The organism is Streptomyces tsukubensis, assembly GCF_003932715.1.
GTDB classification, from domain to species: Bacteria; Actinomycetota; Actinomycetes; order Streptomycetales; family Streptomycetaceae; genus Streptomyces; species Streptomyces tsukubensis.
The window spans coordinates 5,983,630-6,004,115 of sequence record NZ_CP020700.1 but is presented as its reverse complement, the minus strand read 5'-3'; the positions used below and the strand labels follow the sequence as shown (position 1 = coordinate 6,004,115).

General features: G+C 72.2%; 17 protein-coding genes. 9 read left to right on the top strand and 8 right to left on the bottom strand.

Annotated features, from left to right (window positions below; translation table 11 throughout):
* Window positions 1-317 precede the first annotated feature (317 nt).
* Window positions 318-1,652, top strand: a complete 1,335-nt coding sequence (gabT, locus tag B7R87_RS25020; protein WP_006346258.1) for a 4-aminobutyrate--2-oxoglutarate transaminase — start codon at window positions 318-320, stop codon at window positions 1,650-1,652.
* 530 nt (window positions 1,653-2,182) lie between these two features.
* On the top strand, window positions 2,183-2,905 hold the full coding sequence (locus B7R87_RS25015) for a phosphatase PAP2 family protein (RefSeq protein ID WP_332903360.1): 723 nt from the start codon (window positions 2,183-2,185) through the stop codon (window positions 2,903-2,905).
* On the opposite strand, the gene B7R87_RS25010 is transcribed toward B7R87_RS25015, so the two are convergent.
* From B7R87_RS25010 to B7R87_RS24975, 8 genes are all read right to left on the bottom strand, one after another.
* A complete protein-coding gene (locus B7R87_RS25010) occupies window positions 2,890-4,746 on the bottom strand; it encodes a chitinase (RefSeq protein WP_006346260.1) in 1,857 nt (618 codons plus the stop codon). The genes B7R87_RS25015 and B7R87_RS25010 overlap by 16 nt on opposite strands.
* A gap of 280 nt (window positions 4,747-5,026) precedes the next feature.
* Window positions 5,027-5,545 (bottom strand): bifunctional DNA primase/polymerase, encoded by a 519-nt coding sequence (locus tag B7R87_RS25005; protein WP_130585177.1) that lies wholly within the window; start codon window positions 5,543-5,545, stop codon window positions 5,027-5,029.
* Window positions 5,546-5,696: 151 nt separating this feature from the next.
* Window positions 5,697-7,145: an NAD(P)/FAD-dependent oxidoreductase gene (locus B7R87_RS25000; RefSeq protein ID WP_006346262.1), complete on the bottom strand. Its 1,449-nt coding sequence runs from the start codon at window positions 7,143-7,145 to the stop codon at window positions 5,697-5,699.
* 37 nt (window positions 7,146-7,182) lie between these two features.
* Window positions 7,183-8,013, bottom strand: coding sequence for an ABC transporter permease (locus B7R87_RS24995; RefSeq protein WP_006346263.1), 831 nt, complete (start codon window positions 8,011-8,013; stop codon window positions 7,183-7,185).
* Window positions 8,010-8,960, bottom strand: coding sequence for an ABC transporter permease (locus tag B7R87_RS24990; RefSeq protein WP_006346264.1), 951 nt, complete (start codon window positions 8,958-8,960; stop codon window positions 8,010-8,012). Before B7R87_RS24990 ends, B7R87_RS24995 begins: the two co-directional genes overlap by 4 nt.
* Entirely contained in the window at window positions 8,957-10,126 is a 1,170-nt protein-coding gene (locus B7R87_RS24985; protein ID WP_006346265.1) for an ABC transporter ATP-binding protein, read from the bottom strand. The genes B7R87_RS24990 and B7R87_RS24985 overlap by 4 nt, the downstream gene beginning before the upstream one ends.
* Before the next feature lie 178 nt (window positions 10,127-10,304).
* Complete coding sequence (locus B7R87_RS24980) at window positions 10,305-11,552, bottom strand: polyamine ABC transporter substrate-binding protein (RefSeq protein WP_006346266.1); 1,248 nt, start codon at window positions 11,550-11,552, stop codon at window positions 10,305-10,307.
* A 43-nt stretch (window positions 11,553-11,595) separates the two neighbouring features.
* On the bottom strand, window positions 11,596-13,101 hold the full coding sequence (locus B7R87_RS24975) for a gamma-aminobutyraldehyde dehydrogenase (RefSeq protein ID WP_006346267.1): 1,506 nt from the start codon (window positions 13,099-13,101) through the stop codon (window positions 11,596-11,598).
* A 248-nt stretch (window positions 13,102-13,349) separates the two neighbouring features.
* Between B7R87_RS24975 and B7R87_RS24970 the strand changes: the two genes are divergently transcribed.
* From B7R87_RS24970 to B7R87_RS24940, 7 genes are all read left to right on the top strand, one after another.
* Complete coding sequence (locus tag B7R87_RS24970; protein WP_063838380.1) at window positions 13,350-13,937, top strand: NADAR family protein; 588 nt, start codon at window positions 13,350-13,352, stop codon at window positions 13,935-13,937.
* A gap of 331 nt (window positions 13,938-14,268) precedes the next feature.
* Window positions 14,269-15,303, top strand: coding sequence for an adenosine deaminase (locus B7R87_RS24965; RefSeq protein WP_006346269.1), 1,035 nt, complete (start codon window positions 14,269-14,271; stop codon window positions 15,301-15,303).
* A 19-nt stretch (window positions 15,304-15,322) separates the two neighbouring features.
* A complete protein-coding gene (locus B7R87_RS24960; RefSeq protein WP_006346270.1) occupies window positions 15,323-16,093 on the top strand; it encodes a glycerophosphodiester phosphodiesterase in 771 nt (256 codons plus the stop codon).
* A 120-nt stretch (window positions 16,094-16,213) separates the two neighbouring features.
* Window positions 16,214-17,044 carry an SAM-dependent methyltransferase gene (locus B7R87_RS24955; RefSeq protein WP_006346271.1) on the top strand — a complete coding sequence of 277 codons (831 nt, stop codon included), beginning with the start codon at window positions 16,214-16,216 and terminating at the stop codon, window positions 17,042-17,044.
* A gap of 18 nt (window positions 17,045-17,062) precedes the next feature.
* A complete protein-coding gene (locus tag B7R87_RS24950) occupies window positions 17,063-18,244 on the top strand; it encodes a sensor histidine kinase (RefSeq protein ID WP_420341120.1) in 1,182 nt (393 codons plus the stop codon).
* On the top strand, window positions 18,241-18,942 hold the full coding sequence (locus B7R87_RS24945; RefSeq protein ID WP_130585178.1) for a response regulator: 702 nt from the start codon (window positions 18,241-18,243) through the stop codon (window positions 18,940-18,942). The genes B7R87_RS24950 and B7R87_RS24945 overlap by 4 nt, the downstream gene beginning before the upstream one ends.
* Window positions 18,943-19,178: 236 nt before the next feature.
* Complete coding sequence (locus tag B7R87_RS24940; protein ID WP_130585179.1) at window positions 19,179-20,429, top strand: serine hydrolase domain-containing protein; 1,251 nt, start codon at window positions 19,179-19,181, stop codon at window positions 20,427-20,429.
* Window positions 20,430-20,486: the final 57 nt, after the last annotated feature.

Here is a 20,486-nt window from a genome sequence, read left to right as displayed (position 1 = left end):
AGTTCACCGATCCGCCCCACCCGGACACCCGCCGCACGCCCGGAGCGTGTCCGGGGACGTCCGAAGCGCGGGTGTCCGTCCCTGTACCGGAAGCCCTCAGCCGTCCCGCCGTCCCGCCGGGCGCCGCTATGTCCGGCGCGGACAAGGGGACCGCCGCCAACACTCCCGAACGGCGCATGCCCACCCCCCTCCCCCGGCCCTAACCTGCGCATGACGAGTCCGAACGATTCCGATCAGAACGATTCAGCACGAGCCGGCAGAACCGCTGAGCAGTACCGCCGAGCACCCCCACTCCCGAGCACCCCCAGGAGCCCCTCATGACTGCGATTCCGCAGGAGCGCCGCGTCGTCACCGCCATCCCCGGCCCGAAGTCGGTCGAGCTCCAGGCCCGCCGGACCGCCGTGGTCGCCGCCGGTGTGGGCTCCGTGCTGCCGGTGTTCACGGCCCGTGCGGGTGGCGGCATCATCGAGGACGTCGACGGGAACCGGCTGATCGACTTCGGCTCCGGCATCGCCGTGACCAGTGTCGGCGCCAGCGCCGAGGCCGTGGTACGCCGGGCCTCCGCCCAGCTGGCCGACTTCACCCACACCTGTTTCATGGTGACGCCGTACGAGGGCTATGTGGAGGTCGCGGAGGCGCTCGCCGAGCTGACCCCGGGTGACCACGCGAAGAAGTCCGCGCTGTTCAACTCCGGCGCCGAGGCCGTCGAGAACGCGGTGAAGATCGCCCGCTCCTACACCAAGCGCCAGGCCGTCGTCGTCTTCGACCACGGCTACCACGGCCGCACCAACCTCACCATGGCGCTGACGGCCAAGAACATGCCGTACAAGCAGGGCTTCGGCCCGTTCGCTCCCGAGGTCTACCGGGTGCCGGTGGCCTACGGCTACCGCTGGCCGACCGGTGCCGAGAACGCCGGTGCCGAGGCGTCCGCGCAGGCCATCGACCAGATCAGCAAGCAGATCGGCGCCGAGAACGTCGCCGCGATCATCATCGAGCCGGTCCTGGGCGAGGGTGGTTTCATCGAGCCGGCCAAGGGCTTCCTGCCGGCGATCGCGCAGTTCGCCAAGGACAACGGGATCGTGTTCGTCGCCGACGAGATCCAGTCCGGTTTCTGCCGCACCGGCCAGTGGTTCGCCTGTGAGGACGAGGGCATCGTCCCGGACCTGATCACCACCGCCAAGGGCATCGCGGGCGGTCTGCCGCTGGCCGCCGTGACGGGCCGCGCCGAGATCATGGACGCCGCGCACGCGGGCGGCCTCGGCGGCACCTACGGCGGCAACCCGGTCGCCTGCGCCGGCGCGCTCGGCTCCATCGAGACGATGAAGGAACTGGACCTCAACGCCAAGGCCCGGCGCATCGAAGAGGTCATGAAGGCCCGCCTCGCGGCGATGGCCGAGAAGTACGACGTCATCGGTGACATCCGGGGCCGCGGCGCCATGATCGCCATCGAGCTGGTCAAGGACCGCGCCACCAAGGAGCCGGCCGCGGCCGAGGCCGGGGCGCTCGCCAAGGCCTGCCACGCCGAGGGCCTGCTCGTGCTGACCTGCGGCACCTACGGGAACGTGCTGCGCTTCCTGCCGCCGCTGGTGATCGGCGAGGACCTGCTCAACGAGGGCCTGGACATTCTGGAGCAGGCGTTCGCCGCGCTCTGAGCAGACGGCCCCGGACCGCCGGCCCCGAAGCGGCTGTCGGTTCCCGGTCCACCGGCCCCGAAGCGGCCGCCGGTCATGGGCCGGACGCCCCCGGCCCCGTGCCGTGGGCGTCCGGCGGACAGCCCCGTGACCAGCGGCTGAAGGCCCTGGCGAGCCCCGCTCGCCAGGGCCTTCGCCACGGCCGCGCCCCGGCGGACCGCAACCGTCAGGGCCTGTGAAGAAGCTGTGGCGGGATCGCGATCCGCCTGTCCCCCGTCCGACCACTGCCGTACGGTTTCTGCAGGATGAGAGAAACACCCCGCCCGCGGTTCTCCGCGGGCGACCCGGGAACGGCGCATCCCCAGCACTGTTCCTCGCGTGCCTTTGCGCACGGCACCGGAGCCCTGGGTTCCGGGACTCCTCACCGATCGGATGGCCGCTCGCCCCAAACCCCCCGGGGCGCGCGGCGGCCCGGTCCGGCCGGCTGTTTCGGAACTACCCCCCCTGTTCCGAGGCAGCCGGCCTTTCCGCGTCTGCTGTGTCTGCTGCGTGTGCCGCGCTTCCCCGGACTGCCGGGCGCCTCCCGGCCCCGGCGGCTCGCCGCCGCCCTCGTACTGCTGCTGCTCTTCGCCCTGGTCACCTGGCAGGTCACGGCGGGCGGACCGCTGCGCGCGCTGGACGAGCGGATCTCCCGGGCCGTCGCCGGACGGGGGCCGCGCCCGGTCACCGAACTCCTCGCCGACCTCGGCAGTCTCGGGATCGCGCTGCCGGTGCTGGCCGCGGCCCTGCTGTACACCGCGTGGCGCCCGGACCCCGTCAACCGCGCGCTCACGACACCGCGCCGAGAGCGGGGGTACGCCATGCTGCACGCGGTCCTCGCGATCGCCGCCGTACCGGCCCTGGTCGTCCCGCTCAAAGCGCTCCTCGACCGGCCGGGGCCGCTGACCGAGGCGACCGGCTACTACCCCTCCGGACATGCGGCCACCGCCCTCGTCGCCTTCGGCGCCGCGGCCCTGCTGCTGCGCCCCGCGCTGCCGCCCGCGGCCCGGGCAGCGGCGATGCCCGCCGCCGGGCTGCTGACCCTGGCGACGGGCATCGGTCTGGTGCTGCGCGGCTATCACTGGCCGCTGGACGTCATCGGCAGCTGGTGCCTGTTCGGCGCGCTGCTCCTGCTGCTGTTCCCGCCGACGAGCCCGCCGACGAACCCGTCAACGAGCCCGCCGACAGGTCCACCGGCTGACCCGCCGCGTCCCGGGGATCAGCTCCAGCGGTAGGCGTCGAAGTTCCGGGAGAACTCGAACTGGTTGAAGCGGTCCCAGTTGATCGACCAGGACATCAGTCCGCGCAGCGCGGGCCAGGTGCCGTGGGTCTGGTAGGAGCCGCAGTTGACCCTCTTGGTGAGGCAGTCGAGAGCCTTGTTGACCTCGCCGGGCGGGGTGTGTCCGTTGCCCGCCTGGGTGGACGCGGGCATGCCGATGGCGAGCTGTTCGGGCCGGAGCGGCGGGAAGACCCGCGCGGTGTTCCCCGCCACCGGGAAGCCGGTGAGCAGCATGTCCGTCATCGCGATGTGGAAGTCCGCGTTGCCCATCGTGTGGTACTGGTTGTCGAGGCCCATGATCGGACCCGAGTTGTAGTGCTGCACATGGAGCAGGGTGAGGTCGTCGCGCAGGGCGTGGATGACCGGCAGATACGAGCCGGCCCGCGGGTCCTGGCCGCCCCAGGGTCCCGAGCCGTAGAACTGGTAGCCGAGCTGGACGAAGAAGGTCTCCGGCGCCATGGTGAGCACGAACTTGGCGCCGTACCTCGCCTTCAGCGTCTTGACCGCCGAGATCAGATTGACGATCACGGGGGTGGTCGGGGCGCGGAAGTCGGTGTCCCCGGTGTTCAGCGAGAGGGAGTGGCCCTCGAAGTCGATGTCGAGGCCGTCGAGACCGTACTCGTCGATGATCCGGGAGACCGAGGTGACGAAGGCGTCCCGGGCGGCGGTGGAGCCGAGCTGCACCTGGCCGTTCTGGCCGCCGATGGAGATGAGGACCTTCTTGCCCGCGGCCTGCTTCGCCTTGACGGCGGTCTTGAAGTCGGCGACGGACTCCACGTTCGGGCACTCGGTCACCGGGCAGAGGCTGAAGCGGATATCGCCGGAGGTGACGGAGGTCGGTTCGCCGAAGGCGAGGTTGATGACGTCCCAGGAGTCGGGGACGTCGGCCATCCGGGTGTAGCCGGAGCCGTTGGCGAAGCTGGTGTGCAGATAGCCGACGAGCGCGTGCGGCGGCAGCCCGCCGTCACCGCCTCCGCCGCTGGTGGTGGTCACCCGTACGGCTGCCGACCGCGGGGATTCGCCCGCGCTGTTGACGGCGGTGACCTCGAAGTCGTACGTGGTGGACGGCGTCAGTCCGCTGACGTAGGCGGAGGCCGATGCGGAGGACGCGACCCGGTCGGCGCCCCGGTAGACGTGGTAGCCGGTGGCTCCGGAGACGGGGTTCCAGGCCAGGGGTACGGAGGTGGAGCCGGGGGATCCGGCGGTCACACCGGTCGGGGCGGTGGGGATCGTGACCGGCCCGCCGGAGGGGCCGAAGAGGGAGATGTCGTCGGCGTGGTAGGCGGGCGTGCCGTACCAGCCGTGGGTGTAGAGGGTGACGGAGGTGGTCGCCGGGCCGGTGCGGAAGGTGGTGGAGAGCTTCTGCCAGCTCGCCGCGGCGGGCGTCCAGGTGGACACGTCGGTGGTGCCGGTGCCGGTGACGCCCAGGTAGACGTAGCCGCCCTGGACCCAGCCGCTGAGCGTGTACTGCGAGCCCGGCTGGACGTTGACGGTCTGGCTGCAGCGGGCGTTGTCGGAGCCCGCGGGGGTGGCCTTGAGGGCGGCGGCGCCCGTACGGACCGGGGCGGTGACGGTGGTGCCGGTGTTCGCGGAACAGGTCCAGTTGCTGAGCCCGGCCTCGAAGCCGCCGTTGACGGCGAGTTCGGCGTCGGCGGCGCGGGCGGTGGTCGCCGAGGTGACCAGGGCGGTGACGGTGAGGGCGGCCGCCGTGGTGGCGGCGAGGAATCTGCCGAGCCTGGTGCGGGCCCGGCGTCTGCTGCGGCGGCTCCCGGTGGTTCCGGCGCGTGCGCGTACCACAACTGCCTCCAAGGAGTGGGGGGATGGAAGCGCGAGGGAGGGCCAATTTGGTCCAGACCAATAGTCTTGTCAAGGCTTCCGGCACGAAAGGGCCCGAAGTGGACCGCGGCCGGGGGTCCTCAGGGGGTCCGGTACGGCGTCCGACAGGGGGTCCGGTACGGCGTCCGACAGGGGGTCCGGTACGGCGTCCGGTAAGGAGAGCGGTACGGGGCGGCCGCACCCACGCGGTACCGCCCCCGCGCCCCGGGGGCGGCCACCCGGCCCGCCTCCCGCCCCCTTCTCACCGCTCTTCCCCCGGCGCCGGCGGTCCCGGCACCCGGCCCGGCTTCCGTTCGGCGGCGTCCCGCCCGTCCCGGGCGAGCGCCGACGCCGCCTCGTGCACCGCGAGTTCGAGCAGTACCGGATCGTTGAGGGCGCCCGAACCGTCCGGCCGCACCAGCCAGCGCATCCCGCCGCCGGTGCCCCGTCCCGGGTGGGGGACGACGACCCACGTTCCGCGCCCGGCGCCGCGGATCCCGGTGCCGACCCAGCGCGCCGAGGTCCCGGCGGGCACGAAGAACCCCATCCGGACGTCTCCGAAGTCGGCGAGTACGGGTCCCGGCCGGTCCGTCAGCCGGACGAGCACGTCGAGGGCCGGATGTCCCAGCTCCCCGGGGACGATCAGCACGTCCCAGCGCCGCCCCGCGGGCAGCAGGGCCACTCCGAGGGGGTTGCGCTCCCACTCCCGTCGGCAGGCGTCGGGGTCGGGTGCCGCCGACACCAGCCACTCCACCGCCGTTTTGTCCCGTGATCCGGTCATCGTGCCGCCTTCCTCTCGTCTGTGTCGTCCAGTCGGACGCTGTTTCACGAGGGAGAAGGGGACGGGCCCCGGCTATGACGCGACTTTGGCTACCAATCAGTAGTGAACTGCGTCACCCGGCTCGGACCCGGCTTCGGCAGCGGCCGTACCGTCAGCTGTCGAAGCCGAGTCCGAGCCGGTCCATGGTCCGCAGCCAGAGGTTGCGCCGCCCGCCCCGGGCGTCGGCCCGCGCCAGCGACCATCGGGTGAGCCCGATCCCGGCCCAGGCCACCGGCTCCGGCGGGAACGGCAACGGTTTGGTGCGCACCATCTCCAGTTCGGTCCGCTCGGTCCGCCGCCCCGAGAGAAGGTCGAGCATCACCTCCGCCCCGAAGCGGGTGGCCCCGACCCCGAGGCCCGTGTACCCGGCGGCGTACGCCACCCGCCCGCCGTGCGCCGTGCCGTAGAACGCGGAGAAGCGCGAGCAGGTGTCGATCGCCCCGCCCCAGGCGTGGCTGAAGCGGACCCCTTCCAGCTGCGGGAAGTACTGGAAGAAGTGTTCGGCGAGTCTGAGGTACGTCTCCGGCCGGTGGTCCATCTCGGCGCTGATCCGGCCGCCGTACGGATACACCGCGTCGTAGCCGCCCCACAGGATCCGGTGGTCGGCGGTGAGCCGGAAGTAGTGGAACTGGTTGGCCGTGTCACCGAGCCCCTGGCGGCCGCGCCAGCCGACGGAGGCGAGCTGCTCCTCGGTGAGGGGTTCGGTGGTCAGGGCGTAGTCGTAGACCGGGACGGTGTACGGGCGGACCCGCTTGACCAGCGAGGGGAAGACGTTGGTGCCGAGGGCGATGTGCCGGGCGAAGATCCGGCCGTACGGGGTGCGGACCGCCATCCGGGGGCCGGAGCGGGCCGGGGCGAGCCGGAGGCCGGGGGTGTTCTCGTAGATCCGTACGCCCGCTTCCAGGCACGCCCGCTTCAGCCCCCACGCCAGTTTCGCCGGGTGGAGCATCGCCGTACCGTCGCGGTCCCGCAGTCCGCCGAGGAAGAGCGGAGAGTCGACCTCGGCCCGTACCGCCGCCGCGTCCAGCAGTTCCAGGCCGTCGATGCCGTGCCGCCGCGCCTCCTCGTACGCCTGCTCCAGCTCCTCGACCTGGTAGGGCTCGGTGGCGACGTCGATGGAGCCGGTGCGTTCGAAATCGCAGTCGATGCCGTATCTGCCGACGGCCTCCTCGATGGCGTCGAGGTTGCGGGCGCCCAGCTCCTCCAGCCGGTGGATCTCGCCGGGCCAGCGGGCGATGCCGTTGCCGAGCCCGTGGGTGAGGGAGGCGGCGCAGAAGCCGCCGTTGCGGCCGGAGGCGGCCCAGCCCGTCTCCCGGCCTTCGATGAGGACGACGTCCCACTCCGGGTCGCGCTCCTTGGCGATCAGCGCGGTCCACAGTCCGCTGTAGCCGCCGCCGACGACCAGCAGATCGCACTGTTCGTCGCCGCTGAGTGCGGGGAGGGCGGCGGGCCGGTCCGGATCGTCCAGCCAGTACGAGACGGGCCGGGCTCCGGCGAGGGACCGGGCCGCCCGGGCGGTGGCGGCACGGTCGCCGGGGGCGGCCGGGGGTGCTGCGGTCATGGCACCAGGGGCCATGGTTTCCACTCCTTAAGGAACATCAGACGGTTTTACGCCGTCGGCCGGCGACGAACTGGCCGACGACCACGATCAGTACGGCGATGGCGAACATGGCCGTGCCGATGACGTTGATCTGGACCGGCGTACCGCGCTGGGCCGATCCCCAGACGAACATGGGGAAGGTGACGGTGTTGCCGGAGTTGAAGTTGGTGATGATGAAATCGTCGAAGGAGAGCGCGAAGGCCAGCAGGGCGCCCGCCGCGATACCGGGTGCGGCGATCGGCAGGGTCACCCGGAGGAAGGTCTGCACGGGCCCGGCGTAGAGATCGCGGGCGGCCTCCTCCAGTCTCGGGTCCATCGACAGCACCCGGGCCTTGACCGCGACGACCACGAAGCTCAGGGCGAACATGGTGTGGGCGATCAGGACGGTCAGCGGTCCCAGCTCCGCCCCCAGGTTGAGGAAGAGGGTGAGGAGGGACGCGGCCATGACGACCTCGGGCATCGCCATCGGCAGGAAGATCAGGGAGTTGACGGCGCCCCGGGCCCGGAAGCGGTAGCGCACCAGGGCGAAGGCGATCATCGTGCCGAGGACGGTGGCGCCGAGGGTGGCGAAGAACGCGATCCGCAGCGACAGGGTGAGCGAACCGCAGAGACCGGCCACGCCGCACGGGTCCTGCCAGGCGTCGGTGGAGAACTCGCGCCAGGAGTAGTTGAACTTCCCGGCGGGCTTGTTGAACGAGAACACCATCACGACGACATTGGGCAGGATCAGATAGGCGAGGGTGGCCAGGCCCGCGAGGACCACGGCGTTCCGCCGCAGCCAGGCGGCGATCGCCCCGGGGCCGCCGCCCGTCTTCCGGGGGGTCGTCACAGCAGGTCCTCCGTTCCGGCCCGCCTGATGTAGACCGAGACCATGATGAGCACGACGGCCATCAGCAGGAACGACAACGCGGCCGCGGTCGGGTAGTCGAGCACTCTCAGGAACTGCGACTGGATGACGTTGCCGACCATTTTGGTGTCGGTGGAGCCGAGCAGTTCTGCGTTGATGTAGTCGCCGCTGGCGGGGATGAAGGTGAGCAGGGTTCCGGAGACCACGCCCGGCAGGGACAGCGGGAAGGTGACCTTGCGGAAGGTGGTGGCGGGGGTGGCGTAGAGGTCCCCGGCGGCCTCGTGGAGCCGGGTGTCGATCCGCTCCAGGGAGGTGTACAGCGGCAGGATCATGAACGGCAGGAAGTTGTACGTCAGACCGGTGACGACCGCGAGCGGGGTGGCGAGGACCCGGGAGCCGTCGGTCATTCCCAGCCAGTCGGTGACGGCGAGGAAGCCGACGGTGTCGAGGACGTCCACGACCGGGCCGCCGTCGGCCAGGATCGTCTTCCACGCCAGGGTGCGGATGAGAAAGCTGGTGAAGAACGGGGCGATGACGAGGACCAGCAGCAGATTGCGCCAGCGGCCGGCCCGGAAGGCGATCAGATAGGCGAGCGGGTAGCCGAGCAGCAGACAGAGCAGGGTGGCGGTGCCCGCGTAGAGCACCGAGCGCACGAAGTGCGGCCAGTACTCGCCGAGGGCGTCCCAGTAGGTCGCGAAGTGCCAGGTGACCTGGAAGCCCTCTTCGAGGGAGCCGGTCTGGACGGAGGTGGAGGCCTGGTAGACCAGCGGCAGGGCGAAGAAGACCAGCAGCCAGAGGATGCCGGGGAGCAGCAGCCAGTACGGGACGAGCCTGCGGCGTACGGACGGCTTGTGGACGACGGGCCCCGGGTCCGCGGCGGGGTCTCCCGGGGGCGCCCCGGCCGCGGAGGGTGCGGTGGTGGCGCTCATCCGGCGGCCTCCGCCGCTTCGACGGTGCGCGGGGTGCCCTCGTCGGTGCCCCGGTCCGGGTCGAGCCCGAAGGTGTGGGCCGGGTTCCAGTGCAGGACGACCTCGGCGCCGGGGGTGAGCCGGGTGTCGTGTTCGAGGTTCTGGACGTAGACCTCCAGGGTGCCGCCCGCCGGGCTGTCGACGATGTACTGGGTGGAGACCCCGATGAACCCGGCTGCCCGGATGGTTCCGGTGAAACGATTCCGCGAGGCGTCGATCCCGGCCGCGTCGTCGGCGTGGACCAGGGACATCTTCTCGGGCCGCACCCCGGCGAGCAGCTTCTCCCCGGCGGCCGGCGTACCGGCGCAGCGGTCGGCGGGCAGCCGCAGTTTCGTTCCTCCGGCGGTGACGGCGATCTCGCCGCCTGCCGTCGAGGTGACGGTGGCTTCGATCAGATTGGAGCTGCCGAGGAAGTTGGCGACGAAGGTGGTGCGCGGCAGTTCGTACAGTTCGGCGGGGGCGCCCTGCTGTTCGACCCGGCCGCCGTTCATCACCGCGACGGTGTCGGCCATGGTCATGGCCTCCTCCTGGTCGTGGGTGACATGGATGAAGGTGATCCCGACCTCGGTCTGGATGCGTTTGAGCTCCAGCTGCATCTGCCTGCGGAGTTTGAGGTCGAGGGCGCCCAGCGGCTCGTCGAGGAGGAGGACCCGGGGGTGGTTGATCAGTGCCCGGGCGACGGCGACGCGCTGCTGCTGGCCGCCGGAGAGCTGGTGCGGGCGCCGGGCGGCGAAATCGCCGAGCTGGACGAGCTCCAGCATCTCGCCGACCTGCTTCTTCACCGACCGGATCCCGCGGCGGCGGAGTCCGAAGGCGATGTTCTCGAAGATCGTCAGATGCGGGAAGAGGGCGTAGCTCTGGAAGACGGTGTTGACCGGGCGCTTGTGCGGCGGGAGGCCGGTGACGTCCCGGTCGCCGAGGCGGATGGTGCCGGTGGAGGGGTCCTCCAGTCCGGCGATCATCCGCAGGGTGGTGGTCTTTCCGCAGCCGGAGGCGCCGAGGAGGGCGAAGAAGGAACCGTTCGGGACGGTGAGGTCGAGCGGGTGGACGGCGGTGAAGGAGCCGTACGCCTTGCTGATCCCGGTCAGGCGGACGTCGCCGCCGGTGGTGTCGGTGGTGTCTGTCATGGGTCGCGGTCCCAGGGGTCGTCGGAGAGCGGGTGGTGCGGGGCCGGGTGTTCGCCGGGGCCGTCGGCGGTTCGGGGGCCGTCGGCCGGAGCCGGGGGCCGTTTTGGCCGGGGCCGGGGTGCGCCGGGGCCGGGGTGCACAGGCCCGGGGCCGGGGCGCCCGGGCGGGGCGGCGTGCGTCAGGCGCCGATGAGCTTGGCGAACTTCTCCTCGTACGCCTTCTCCTCCTCGCTGCTGAGGGAGCGGAAGGCCTGGGACTTGGCCGCCATGGCCTTGTCCGGGACGATCAGGGTGTTCCCGGCCAGCGCCGGGTCGATCTTGGCCAGCTCCTCGCCGACGCCCTCGACCGGGCAGACGTAGTTGATGTAGGCGGCGAGCCGGGCGGCCACGGGGCGTTCGTAGTAGTAGTCGATCAGCCGGGTGGCGTTGGCCCGGTGCGTGGCGCCCGCCGGGACCAGCAGATTGTCGGTGGAGGTGATGTAGCCGGCCGCGGGGATGGAGAACCGGATGTCCGGGTTGTCGGCCTGGAGCTGGATGACGTCACCGGCCCAGGCGACGCAGGCGGCGAGATCGCCCTTGGAGAGGTCGGCGGTGTAGTCGTTGCCGTGGAAGCGCCGGATCTGCTTCCGGTCGACACCCTTCTGCAGCCGTCCGACGGCCTCGTCGAAGTCGGCGTCGGTGAAGCTGCCGGGCTTCTTGCCGAGGTCGAGGAGGGTCATGCCGATGGTGTCGCGCATCTCGGTGAGGAAGCCGACGCGCCCCTTGAGTGCGGGGTCGTCGAGGAGCTGGCTCACCGAGTCGACCTTCTTCCCGCCGGTCGCCTTGTTGTTGTAGGCGATGACGGTGGAGATACCGGTCCAGGGGTACGAGTGGGCCCGGCCCGGGTCCCAGTCGGGGCGGCGGAACTGCGGGGACAGGTTGGCGTAGGCGTTCGGCAGCAGTGCGGGGTCCAGCTTCTGCACCCAGCCGAGGCGGATCATCCGGGCGGCCAGCCAGTCGGTGACGTTGATCAGATCGCGGCCGGCCGACTGGCCGGCGGCGAGCTGCGGCTGGATCTTGCCGAAGAACTCGACGTTGTCGTTGATGTCCTCGGTGTACTTGACCGATATCCCGGTGCGGCGGGTGAAGGCGTCCAGGGTGGGCCGGGACTTCTTGTCGTCACCGATGTCCATGTACTCGGTCCAGTTGGAGAAGACGACGGTCTTCTCCTTCGCCGAGCGGTCGTCGGTGTCCTCCGCCCCGCCCTCCCGTTTGGCGGGCGGGATACCGCAGGCGCCGAGGGCTGCGGCACCGCCTGCGGTGAGCACTCCGGCGCCCAGTGCCCGGAGCGTCGAGCGCCGGGTCAGGGCGCCCCGGCCGCTGGTGAGCGTGCGCCGTATCGCCGCCAGTTGAGGGGCGGACAGGCCCTCGGGCTCGTGGTGGTTCATACGCTGTGCCCTTTCCCATGGGTCAGCCGGGCTCGGAACCCGGCTATCTGTCCCCGAAGACCGTGCGGTGCCAGTCCTTCGCCGCGACCGCCGTGTTGTCGAACATGACGTGTTTGACCTGGGTGTACTCCTCGAAGGAGTACGACGACATGTCCTTGCCGAAGCCGGAGGCGCCGAAGCCGCCGTGCGGCATTTCGCTGATGATCGGGATGTGGTCGTTGATCCAGACGCAGCCCGCCCTGAGGTCCCGGGTGGCCCGGTTCGCGCGGAAGACGTCGCGGGTCCAGGCGGAGGCGGCGAGCCCGTAAGGGGTGTCGTTGGCGAGGGCGATGCCCTCGTCGTCGGAGTCGAAGGGCAGGATCGCCAGCACCGGGCCGAAGATCTCGGACTGGACGATCTCGCTGTTCTGGGGCGCGTCGGCGATCAGCGTCGGCAGATAGTAGGCGCCCTCGTTCTTGGGTGCCTCGCCGCCGGTGACGACGGTGGCGTAGGCCCGGGCACGGTCCACGAAACCCGCGACACGGTCGCGCTGGGTGTGGGACACCAGGGGCCCGAGATCGGTCGCGGGGTCGAAGGGGTCACCGAGGCGGACCCCGGCCATGGTGTCCGCGATGCCCTCGCGCAGCTGCTCGTACAGCGGGCGCTGGACATAGACCCGGGTGGCGGCGGTGCAGTCCTGGCCGGAGTTGATCAGGGCTGCGGCGACGGCTCCCTGGATCGCCGCCTCGGGGTCGGCGTCGTCGAAGACGAGGAAGGGGGCCTTGCCGCCGAGTTCGAGGTGGAGCCGTTTGACGGAGGAGGTGGCGAGCTCGGCCACCCGCTTGCCGACGGCGGTGGAGCCGGTGAAGGAGACCATGGCGACGTCCGGATGGCCGACGAGACGTTCACCGGCGTCGTGGCCGGCCCCGGAGACCACATTGACGACACCCGCCGGAATACCCGCCTCGGTCGCGGCCCAGGCGAACATCAGCGAGGTCAGGGGGGTGATCTCGGCGGGCTTGAGCACCACGGTGTTGCCCGCGGCGATCGCCGGGAGGATCTTCCACGCGGCCATCTGGAGCGGATAGTTCCAGGGGGCGATCGAACCGACGACCCCGATGGGTTCCCGGCGGACGTACGAGGTGTGGTCACCGCTGTACTCACCGGCGGCCTGGCCCTGGAGGTGACGGGCGGCGCCCGCGAAGAACGCCGTGTTGTCGATGGTGCCGGGCACGTCGAACTCGGTGCAGAGCTTGATGGGCTTTCCGCACTGCAGGGACTCGACCCGGGCGAAGTCGCCCGCCCGCTCGGTGAGGACGGCGGCGAAGCGGTGCAGTGCATCGGAGCGCTCTGCGGGGGACGCGCCCGCCCAGCCCGGCAGCGCGGCGCTCGCGGCGGCAACCGCGGCGTCGACGTCGGCGGGCCCCGCGAGCTCGTACCGGTGGACGGTGTCACCGCTGGCCGGGTCGACGATCCGCTGGGTACGCCCTGAGCTGCCGGGCCCGCACTGCCCGCCGATGTACTGCGCGCCGTCCGCGAAGCGGTCCAGCACCTGGAATCGGTTACCCATGACGCTCTCCGTAAGTCCCGGCCCGAATGCCGTCGAGTGAATACCGTCGTATGTCGCTGGCGTGCAATTGCACGCGCTCCGTCCGCCGTTGTCCACTCCATCACCGCTCGAATGTTGAACAAGCGGGAGGTGAGTGCCGATCCTGACAGAGCCATACGTCACCAACAAGGGATTCCGTAGTTGCCTTTTGATTACGCGACGGAATCGGTCGACCATGTGTCGTGTCCCGCGCGTAATACCGCTACGCAATGTCCGTGGCGGCTGGCAGACTTGCGTGCATGGACAGGGACAAGCTGATCGCGCAGGTCAGAGCCGGTGAGCGGGTCACGTACATGTTCTTCTGGGGTGCCGTCCCGCGCCCCGACGGACAGGTGTCGGCGAGCTGCCTCAGCCAGTGGGCGCACTCACCCTTCGTGGTCGACGGGGTGCGTTACGCAACCGCGGAGCACTGGATGATGGCGTCGAAGGCCCGGCTCTTCGGGGACCCGGAGGCCGAGCGCATGGCGCTGGACGCCACGCATCCCGCGGAGGCGAAGCGGGCCGGCGGTCTGGTGCGCGGTTTCGACGAGGACGTGTGGCGCCGCGAGCGTTCGGGGATCGTCCGCACCGGCAATGTGCACAAGTTCGCCCAGCACCCCGGGCTGGGGGCCTTTCTGCTGGGCACCGGGGAGCGGGTGCTGGTGGAGGCGAGCCCGAAGGACCGCATCTGGGGCATCGGGCTGACGGCCGACGACGAGCGCGCGGCGGATCCCCTGCGCTGGCGCGGGCTCAATCTGCTCGGATTCGCGCTGATGGAGGCCCGGGAGGAACTGCGCGCGCGACAGCCCACGGCCTGATGTACGTGGGGGGGCGGTCTTCTTCGGGACGCCGCGGGGGTCCGGGGCCCGGCGGCGCGGGTCGAGGGTCGGCCCGTTGCTGCCGACGCCCACGGGCGACCACCGTCTTCCGGGACGCCGCGGCCCCGGAAGCGGCCCCGGAGCCGGGAGGAGCCGCCCGTACGCCCCGGCCCGCGGGCCCCGCGCCGCGGCCTCCGCCGCCCGCCTGCGACGGCAAATCCCCGTAATCACCCCGATCGGACGCGACCCGCATCCGCCCTCGGCCTACGATGAACCCGGCCCCGCCGGGGCCCGTACCACCGATCAGCCGATCACAGGAGAAGATGCGCCGATGTCCGATCTGCGCCCGTTCATCGCCGGGCTCCCCAAGGCCGAGCTGCACGTCCACCACGTGGGTTCGGCGTCACCGCGCATCGTCGCCGAACTCTCCGCCCGGCACCCGGACTCCCGGGTCCCCACCGACCCGGTGGCCCTCGCCGAGTACTTCACCTTCACCGACTTCGCGCACTTCATCGACGTCTACCTCTCCGTCGTCGACCTGATCCGCACCCCCGAGGACGTCCGGCTGCTGACCTTCGAGGTCGCCCGGGACATGGCCCGGCAGAACATCCGGTACGCCGAGCTGACGATCACCCCCTACAGCTCAGTCCGCCGGGGCATCGACGAGAAGGCCTTCATGGCCGCCATCGAGGACGCCCGGACGGCCGCCGAGGCCGAGCTGGGGGTCGTACTGCGCTGGTGCTTCGACATCCCGGGCGAGGCCGGTCTGGAGGCCGCCGAGGTGACCACCAGGCTCGCGGTCGACCTGCGGCCCGAGGGGCTGGTCTCCTTCGGTCTCGGCGGCCCCGAAATCGGGGTGCCCCGCCCCCAGTTCAAGCCGTACTTCGACCGGGCGATCGCGGCCGGTCTCCGCTCGGTTCCGCACGCGGGCGAGACCACCGGCCCGCAGACGATCTGGGACGCCCTCACCGAGCTGCGCGCCGAGCGCATCGGCCACGGCACCAGCGCGGTCCAGGACCCGGAGCTGGTGGCCCATCTCGCCGAGCACCGCATCCCGCTGGAGGTCTGCCCCACCTCCAACATCGCCACCCGGGCCGTCACCGATCTCGAACTCCACCCGATCCGGCAGCTCGCCGAGGCCGGGGTGCTGGTCACGGTCAACAGCGACGACCCGCCGATGTTCGGTACGGACCTCAACACCGAGTACACAGTGGCCGCCCGCCTCCTCGGCCTCGACGAGCGCGGGGTCGCGGAGCTGGCGAAGGACGCGGTCACGGCGAGCTTCCTGGACGAGGCGGGCAAGGCCAGGATCGCCGGCGAGATCGACGCCTACACCACCGCCTGGCTCACGGCCCCCCGCGCCTGACCCCGGTCGGCGGCAACCGATGACGACCAGCACCCGGCCGCCGGGAACCGCGGACGGAGCCCGGCGGCGCACCGTGGCCGCCGTCGCGCACCGGGGCGATCCGTACCGCGTCCGTGAGAACACCCTGGCGTCGCTCCGCTCCGCCGTGGCGCACGGCGCTTCGGCGGTGGAGGTCGATGTGCGGCTCACCTCGGACGGGGTGCCCGTGCTGCTGCACGACGCGACGCTGAAACGCCTGTGGCGGCACGACGTCCGGCTCGCCGGACTGACCAGGGCCCGGGTCGCGGAGCTGACGGGCGGCGGGGTGCCGTCGCTGGCCGAGGCGCTGGAGCTGCTCGGGGCGGACGGCGGCTGCCGGGTGATGCTGGACCTGCCCGGTGCCGACCGTGCCGCGGTGCGCGCGGTGGTGGACACCGTACGGGTCTGCGGTGCGGCGGACCGGGCGTACTACTGCGCGGGCCCGGCGACGATGCTCGCGGTACGGGAGGCGGATCCGGCCGCGGAGATCGCCCTCACCTGGACCTCGCTGGCCCCGCCGCGCCGGGTGCTGCTGGACGCGCTCGGGCCGCGGACCCTGAACTACCGCTTCGGTCTGGTGAGCCGGGCGCTGACGGACCGGGTCCATGCGGACGGGCTGCTGGTCTCGGCGTGGACCGCGGACACCCGCCGGACGATGCGCGCGCTGGTCGCGGCGGGCGTGGACTCGATCACCACGAACCGGGTCGCCGTGCTGCGGTCGGTCCTCGACGCCCCGCCGCCGGGCGCCGCGCACCGCCGCCGTACGCGATGATCACAGCACCGTACGGACCGGCACCGCACGGCAGGACCGCAGGAGAAGGACCGGCCCGGGCCCCTCGACGGCCCCCCGGGCACCGCAACCGGCAACCGGCAGCCAGCAGCGAGGAGCGCGATGAGCCCGAACAGCCCCCAGGTCCCGCAGAACCCCAACGGCGACCCGCGGATCCGTACCGACGTGGCGCACAACGCCCGGGTGTGGAACCACTGGCTGGGCGGCAAGGACAACTATCCCGTCGACCGTGCCGTCGGCGACCACGTCACCGGCCTGTATCCGAGCATCGGCGAGGTCGCCCGCGCCGACCGGGCGTTCCTCGGCCGGGCGGTGACCTTCCTGACCGCCGAGGCGGGCATCCGCCAGTTCCTCGATATCGGTACGGGCCTGCCGACGGCCAACAACACGCACGAGGTCGCCCAGGGCATCGCCCCGGACTCCCGGATCGTGTACGTCGACAACGATCCGATCGTGCTGACGCACGCCCGTGCCCTGCTGACCTCGTCGCCCGAGGGCCGTACGGAGTATCTGGACGCGGACGCGCACGATCCGCGGTCCATCGTGGGTTCGCTGCGTCCGACGCTGGACCCGGACCGGCCGATCGCCGTGATCATGCTGGGGATCCTGAACTTCGTGCTGGACACGGACGTGGCGCGCGATGTCGTGCGGACCCTGATGGACGCGGTGCCGCCGGGCAGCTATCTCGTGCTGACCCATCCGACGCTGGAGCTCGGCGGCGAGGGCAACGCGGAGGCGATGGCGTTCTGGAACGAGAACGCGACCCCGCCGATCAGGGCCCGCACGGGTGCCGAGATCAGGTCGTTCTTCGACGGTCTGGAGCTCCTCGACCCGGGTCTGGTGTCCTGCTCCCGCTGGCGTCCGAGGCCGGCCGCAGACGGCTCGCTGCCGCCGGTGGTCGCCCAGTACGGCGCCGTCGGCCGCAAGCCCTGACCCGGGGGACGGACAGCGGTGGAGTGGGCGGGGCGGCTCGGCAGGTACGACCGGCACCACCCCCGGGCGGTGGACGCGGGCGTGGTGCTGCTGGTGATGGCGGCGACGACGATCCCGTTCGTCGTCCCGCGGGCGCCGCACCTGCCGGAGGCGACGTGGACGGCGTATCTGGTCACCCTGCTGACGGCGGTCCCGCTGCTGTGGCGGCGCCGCCGGCCGGTCGGGGCGCTGGCCGGGGTGCTGGCCGTGGGGGCGGTGTACGGTGCGGCCGTCGACGGCCCCGGGCAGCCCTTGCCGTACGCCGTGCTGATCGCCTTCTACACGGTCGCCGCGCTCTGCCCGCCGCGGGTCCGTTCGGTGACCGCCGTCGCCACGGCCTCGGCCGTGGTGGCATCGGTGGCGGTACTGCGCGGGGGTGATCCCCGGGAGTTGCTGTTCACCCTCTTCGTCCTGGGCGCGGCCTTCGTCTTCGGCCGGTTCGCGGACACCCGCCGGGCGTATCTGGCGGCGGTGGAGGGCCGGGCGGCCCAGTTGGAGCGGGCCAACCGCATCGAGGCGGAGCAGGCGGCCGCCCGGGAGCGGGCCCGGATCGCCCGGGAGATGCACGACGTCCTCTCCCATGCGGTGAGCCTGATGGTCGTTCAGGCCGAGGCGGGGCCGGTCGCGGTCCGTACGGCCCCGGAGCGTGCCGTGGCGGCGTTCGACGCCATCTCCGGGACGGGGCGGGACGCGATGGTGCAGTTGCGGCACATGCTGGGGGTGCTGCGGGACGGGCCGCCCGGCGGACCGCGGGCGCCCCTGCCCGGCGCGGGCGCCCTGCCGGAGCTGGTGGCGCGGGTGCGGGAGAGCGGTCTGCGCGTGTCGTACGAGGACGGCGGTGCGGCCGCCGGGCTGCCGGCCGGGGTCGGGGCGACGGTGTACCGGGTGGTGCAGGAGGCCCTGACGAACACGGTCCGGCATGCGGGGGCGGGCTCGGCCGTGGTCCGGCTGGTGCTGGACGGACCGCTGCTGACGGTGGTGGTCACCGACGACGGCCGCGGCCCGTCGCCGGGCGGCGGCGGGCAGGGGCTGATCGGGATCCGGGAGCGGGCGGCGGCCCACGGCGGCAGCGTCCGCACCGGCTCCGGTCCCGGTGGCCGCGGTTTCGAGCTACGGGTGCGGCTGCCGCTGCGCCCCGCGGAGGAAGGGGTGCCGGGGTGACGATCCGGGTGGTGGTCGCCGACGACCAGGAGCTGGTGCGCAGCGGGTTCGCGATGATCCTGGACGCCCAGCCGGATATCGAGGTGGTCGCGGAGGCGGGTGACGGAGCGGCCGCGGTGGCGGCGGTCCGGGCCCACGGCGGCGAGGTGGCGCTGCTGGACGTCCGGATGCCGGGCACGGACGGGATCGCCGCCTGCCGGGAGATCGTCTCGGGTACGGAGTGCCGGGTCGTGATGCTGACGACCTTCGATACGGACGAGTACGTGTACGAGGCGCTGCACGCGGGTGCGAGCGGTTTCCTGCTGAAGGACGTCCGGCGGGACGATCTGGTGCAGGCGGTACGGGTGGTGAGCGCGGGCGAGTCGCTGCTGGCGCCCTCGGTGGCCCGCCGTCTGGTCGAGGCGTATACGCGTACCCCGGGGCCGGGCGGGCTTGGGGCCGGGGCCGGGGCCGGACGGCGGCTGGCGGCGCTGACCGGCCGGGAGCGGGAGACACTGCTCCGGCTGGCCCGCGGGCTGTCGAACGCGGAGATCGCGCGGGAGCTGTCGGTCAGCGATCACACCGTGAAGACGCATGTGGGGAATGTGCTGGCGAAGCTGGGGCTGCGGGACCGCGTCCAGGCGGTGATCTGCGCCTATGAGACGGGTCTGGTGCGGGCCGGTGCGGCGGGGGCGCCGCCGGCTCCCCCGGGCGGGTGAGCCGGGCTCGTACGGTCTCCCCCGCGCGGGCGAGAAGATCCCCCGGGTAACTCCCCCGCTCCGGGGATCCGCAGGGACGCCCTGGTCAGGAGGATGGTTCCGACCGCGAAGAACGGTCCCGAACCCGTCCCGAACCTGCCCTGAACCCGTCCCGAACCTGCCCACAACCCGTCTCGAACCCGTCCTGGACCCGTCCTGGACCTGTCCCGGACTTGTCCCGAAGCCAGGAGTCGACCATGAATCCCGTCCGTCCGCGGCCCGGCCGCGCCTCGACCCGCCGGACCGTGCTCGCCGGTGTGCTCGCCCTCGCGGTCGCGGGCGGTGCGGCGGGGGCGCCGCCCGTGTCCGCCGCTTCCGGTCTTCCGGCGGCGGTGGGCCGGGCTTCCCCGCCGGACGGCGCCGCGCTCTCCGCCGCGCTCCGTGGTCTCCCGGCTCCGCATGCGACGGCCGCGCTGGTCCGCGTCGGCGGCCGGGACGGGGTCTGGCACGGCAGCGCGGGCGTCCGCGATCTGGAGAGCGGCCGGCCCGCCGTTCCCGGGGGCCGGTTCCGCGCCGGGTCGGTGACGAAGGTGTTCGTCGCCGCAGCCGTCCTCCAGCTGGCCGGGGAGGGCCGGATCGACCTGGGCGCCCCGGTCCGCTCGTATCTGCCGGAACTGATCCCCGCGGGATACGGCGCCGTGACGGTACGGCAGTTGCTCAACCACACCCACGGCATTCCCGCCGCCGGGGAGGGTCCGGGCACTCCGGAGGAGGCGTATGCGCGCCGCTTCGAGGCGCGCGATCCGCGGGAGGCGGTCCGCCGGGGTGTGGCGCAGCGGCCCGAGTTCGCCCCGGGGACCCGGCAGAAGTACCACAACATGGGGTACACGGTCGCCGGTCTGCTGATCGAACGGGTCACCGGTGACAGCTACGAACGGCAGATCACCCGGCGGATCATCCGGCCGCTGGGGCTGCGGGACACCTATCTGCCCGGGGACGACGTCCGGATACGGGGGCCGCACAACCGGGGCTACCAGACCCTGCGGACCGGGCCGGGAGCGGCCGCGGAACTGCGGGACGTGACGCTGTGGCATCCGTCGGACGGTTGGGCGGCGGGTGATCTGATCTCCACGACGGGTGATCTGGAGCGGTTTCTGGTGGCTCTGTTCCGGGGCCGGGTGGTGCGGGGGCCGCTGCTGGAGGAGATGTTCACGCTGCCCCGGGTGCCCGACCACACGACCTGCGCTCCGGCGGTGTTCGGCGCGGGCCTGTCGGCGGTACGGCTGGGCGGGCGGGAGGTCTGGGGGAAGTCGGGCGGCCGGTACGGCTACGGCACGCTGGTCGCGGCGGACCGGGAGCTGTCGCGGACGCTGGTCCTGAGCGTGAACGCGACGGACGCCAAGTCGGCGCGGCGGAATCCGGTGTCGGACGGTGTGGCCTTCGCCGCGTTCGGTGCTCCGGAGCCGCCGGTGCCGGGCGGCTGCCCGCCTCCGGCGGCGCTCCGCTGACGGACCCTTCCGCAGCCGACGCGGGGGCGGGGGTGTTCCCGTGCCCGGTCGCCCGGC

What these genes read in the sequence shown, in the direction of transcription:
- B7R87_RS24960 (WP_006346270.1), top strand. Translation starts at nt 15,323, where the DNA reads ATGACGACCAGCACCCGGCCGCCGGGAACCGCGGACGGAGCCCGGCGG.
- B7R87_RS24940 (WP_130585179.1), top strand. Translation starts at nt 19,179, where the DNA reads ATGAATCCCGTCCGTCCGCGGCCCGGCCGCGCCTCGACCCGCCGGACC.
- B7R87_RS24990 (WP_006346264.1), bottom strand. Translation starts at nt 8,960, where the DNA reads ATGAGCGCCACCACCGCACCCTCCGCGGCCGGGGCGCCCCCGGGAGAC.
- B7R87_RS25005 (WP_130585177.1), bottom strand. Translation starts at nt 5,545, where the DNA reads ATGACCGGATCACGGGACAAAACGGCGGTGGAGTGGCTGGTGTCGGCG.
- B7R87_RS24970 (WP_063838380.1), top strand. Translation starts at nt 13,350, where the DNA reads ATGTCCGTGGCGGCTGGCAGACTTGCGTGCATGGACAGGGACAAGCTG.
- B7R87_RS24985 (WP_006346265.1), bottom strand. Translation starts at nt 10,126, where the DNA reads ATGACAGACACCACCGACACCACCGGCGGCGACGTCCGCCTGACCGGG.
- gabT (WP_006346258.1), top strand. Translation starts at nt 318, where the DNA reads ATGACTGCGATTCCGCAGGAGCGCCGCGTCGTCACCGCCATCCCCGGC.
- B7R87_RS24955 (WP_006346271.1), top strand. Translation starts at nt 16,214, where the DNA reads ATGAGCCCGAACAGCCCCCAGGTCCCGCAGAACCCCAACGGCGACCCG.
- B7R87_RS24965 (WP_006346269.1), top strand. Translation starts at nt 14,269, where the DNA reads ATGTCCGATCTGCGCCCGTTCATCGCCGGGCTCCCCAAGGCCGAGCTG.
- B7R87_RS24980 (WP_006346266.1), bottom strand. Translation starts at nt 11,552, where the DNA reads ATGAACCACCACGAGCCCGAGGGCCTGTCCGCCCCTCAACTGGCGGCG.
- B7R87_RS24975 (WP_006346267.1), bottom strand. Translation starts at nt 13,101, where the DNA reads ATGGGTAACCGATTCCAGGTGCTGGACCGCTTCGCGGACGGCGCGCAG.
- B7R87_RS25000 (WP_006346262.1), bottom strand. Translation starts at nt 7,145, where the DNA reads ATGACCGCAGCACCCCCGGCCGCCCCCGGCGACCGTGCCGCCACCGCC.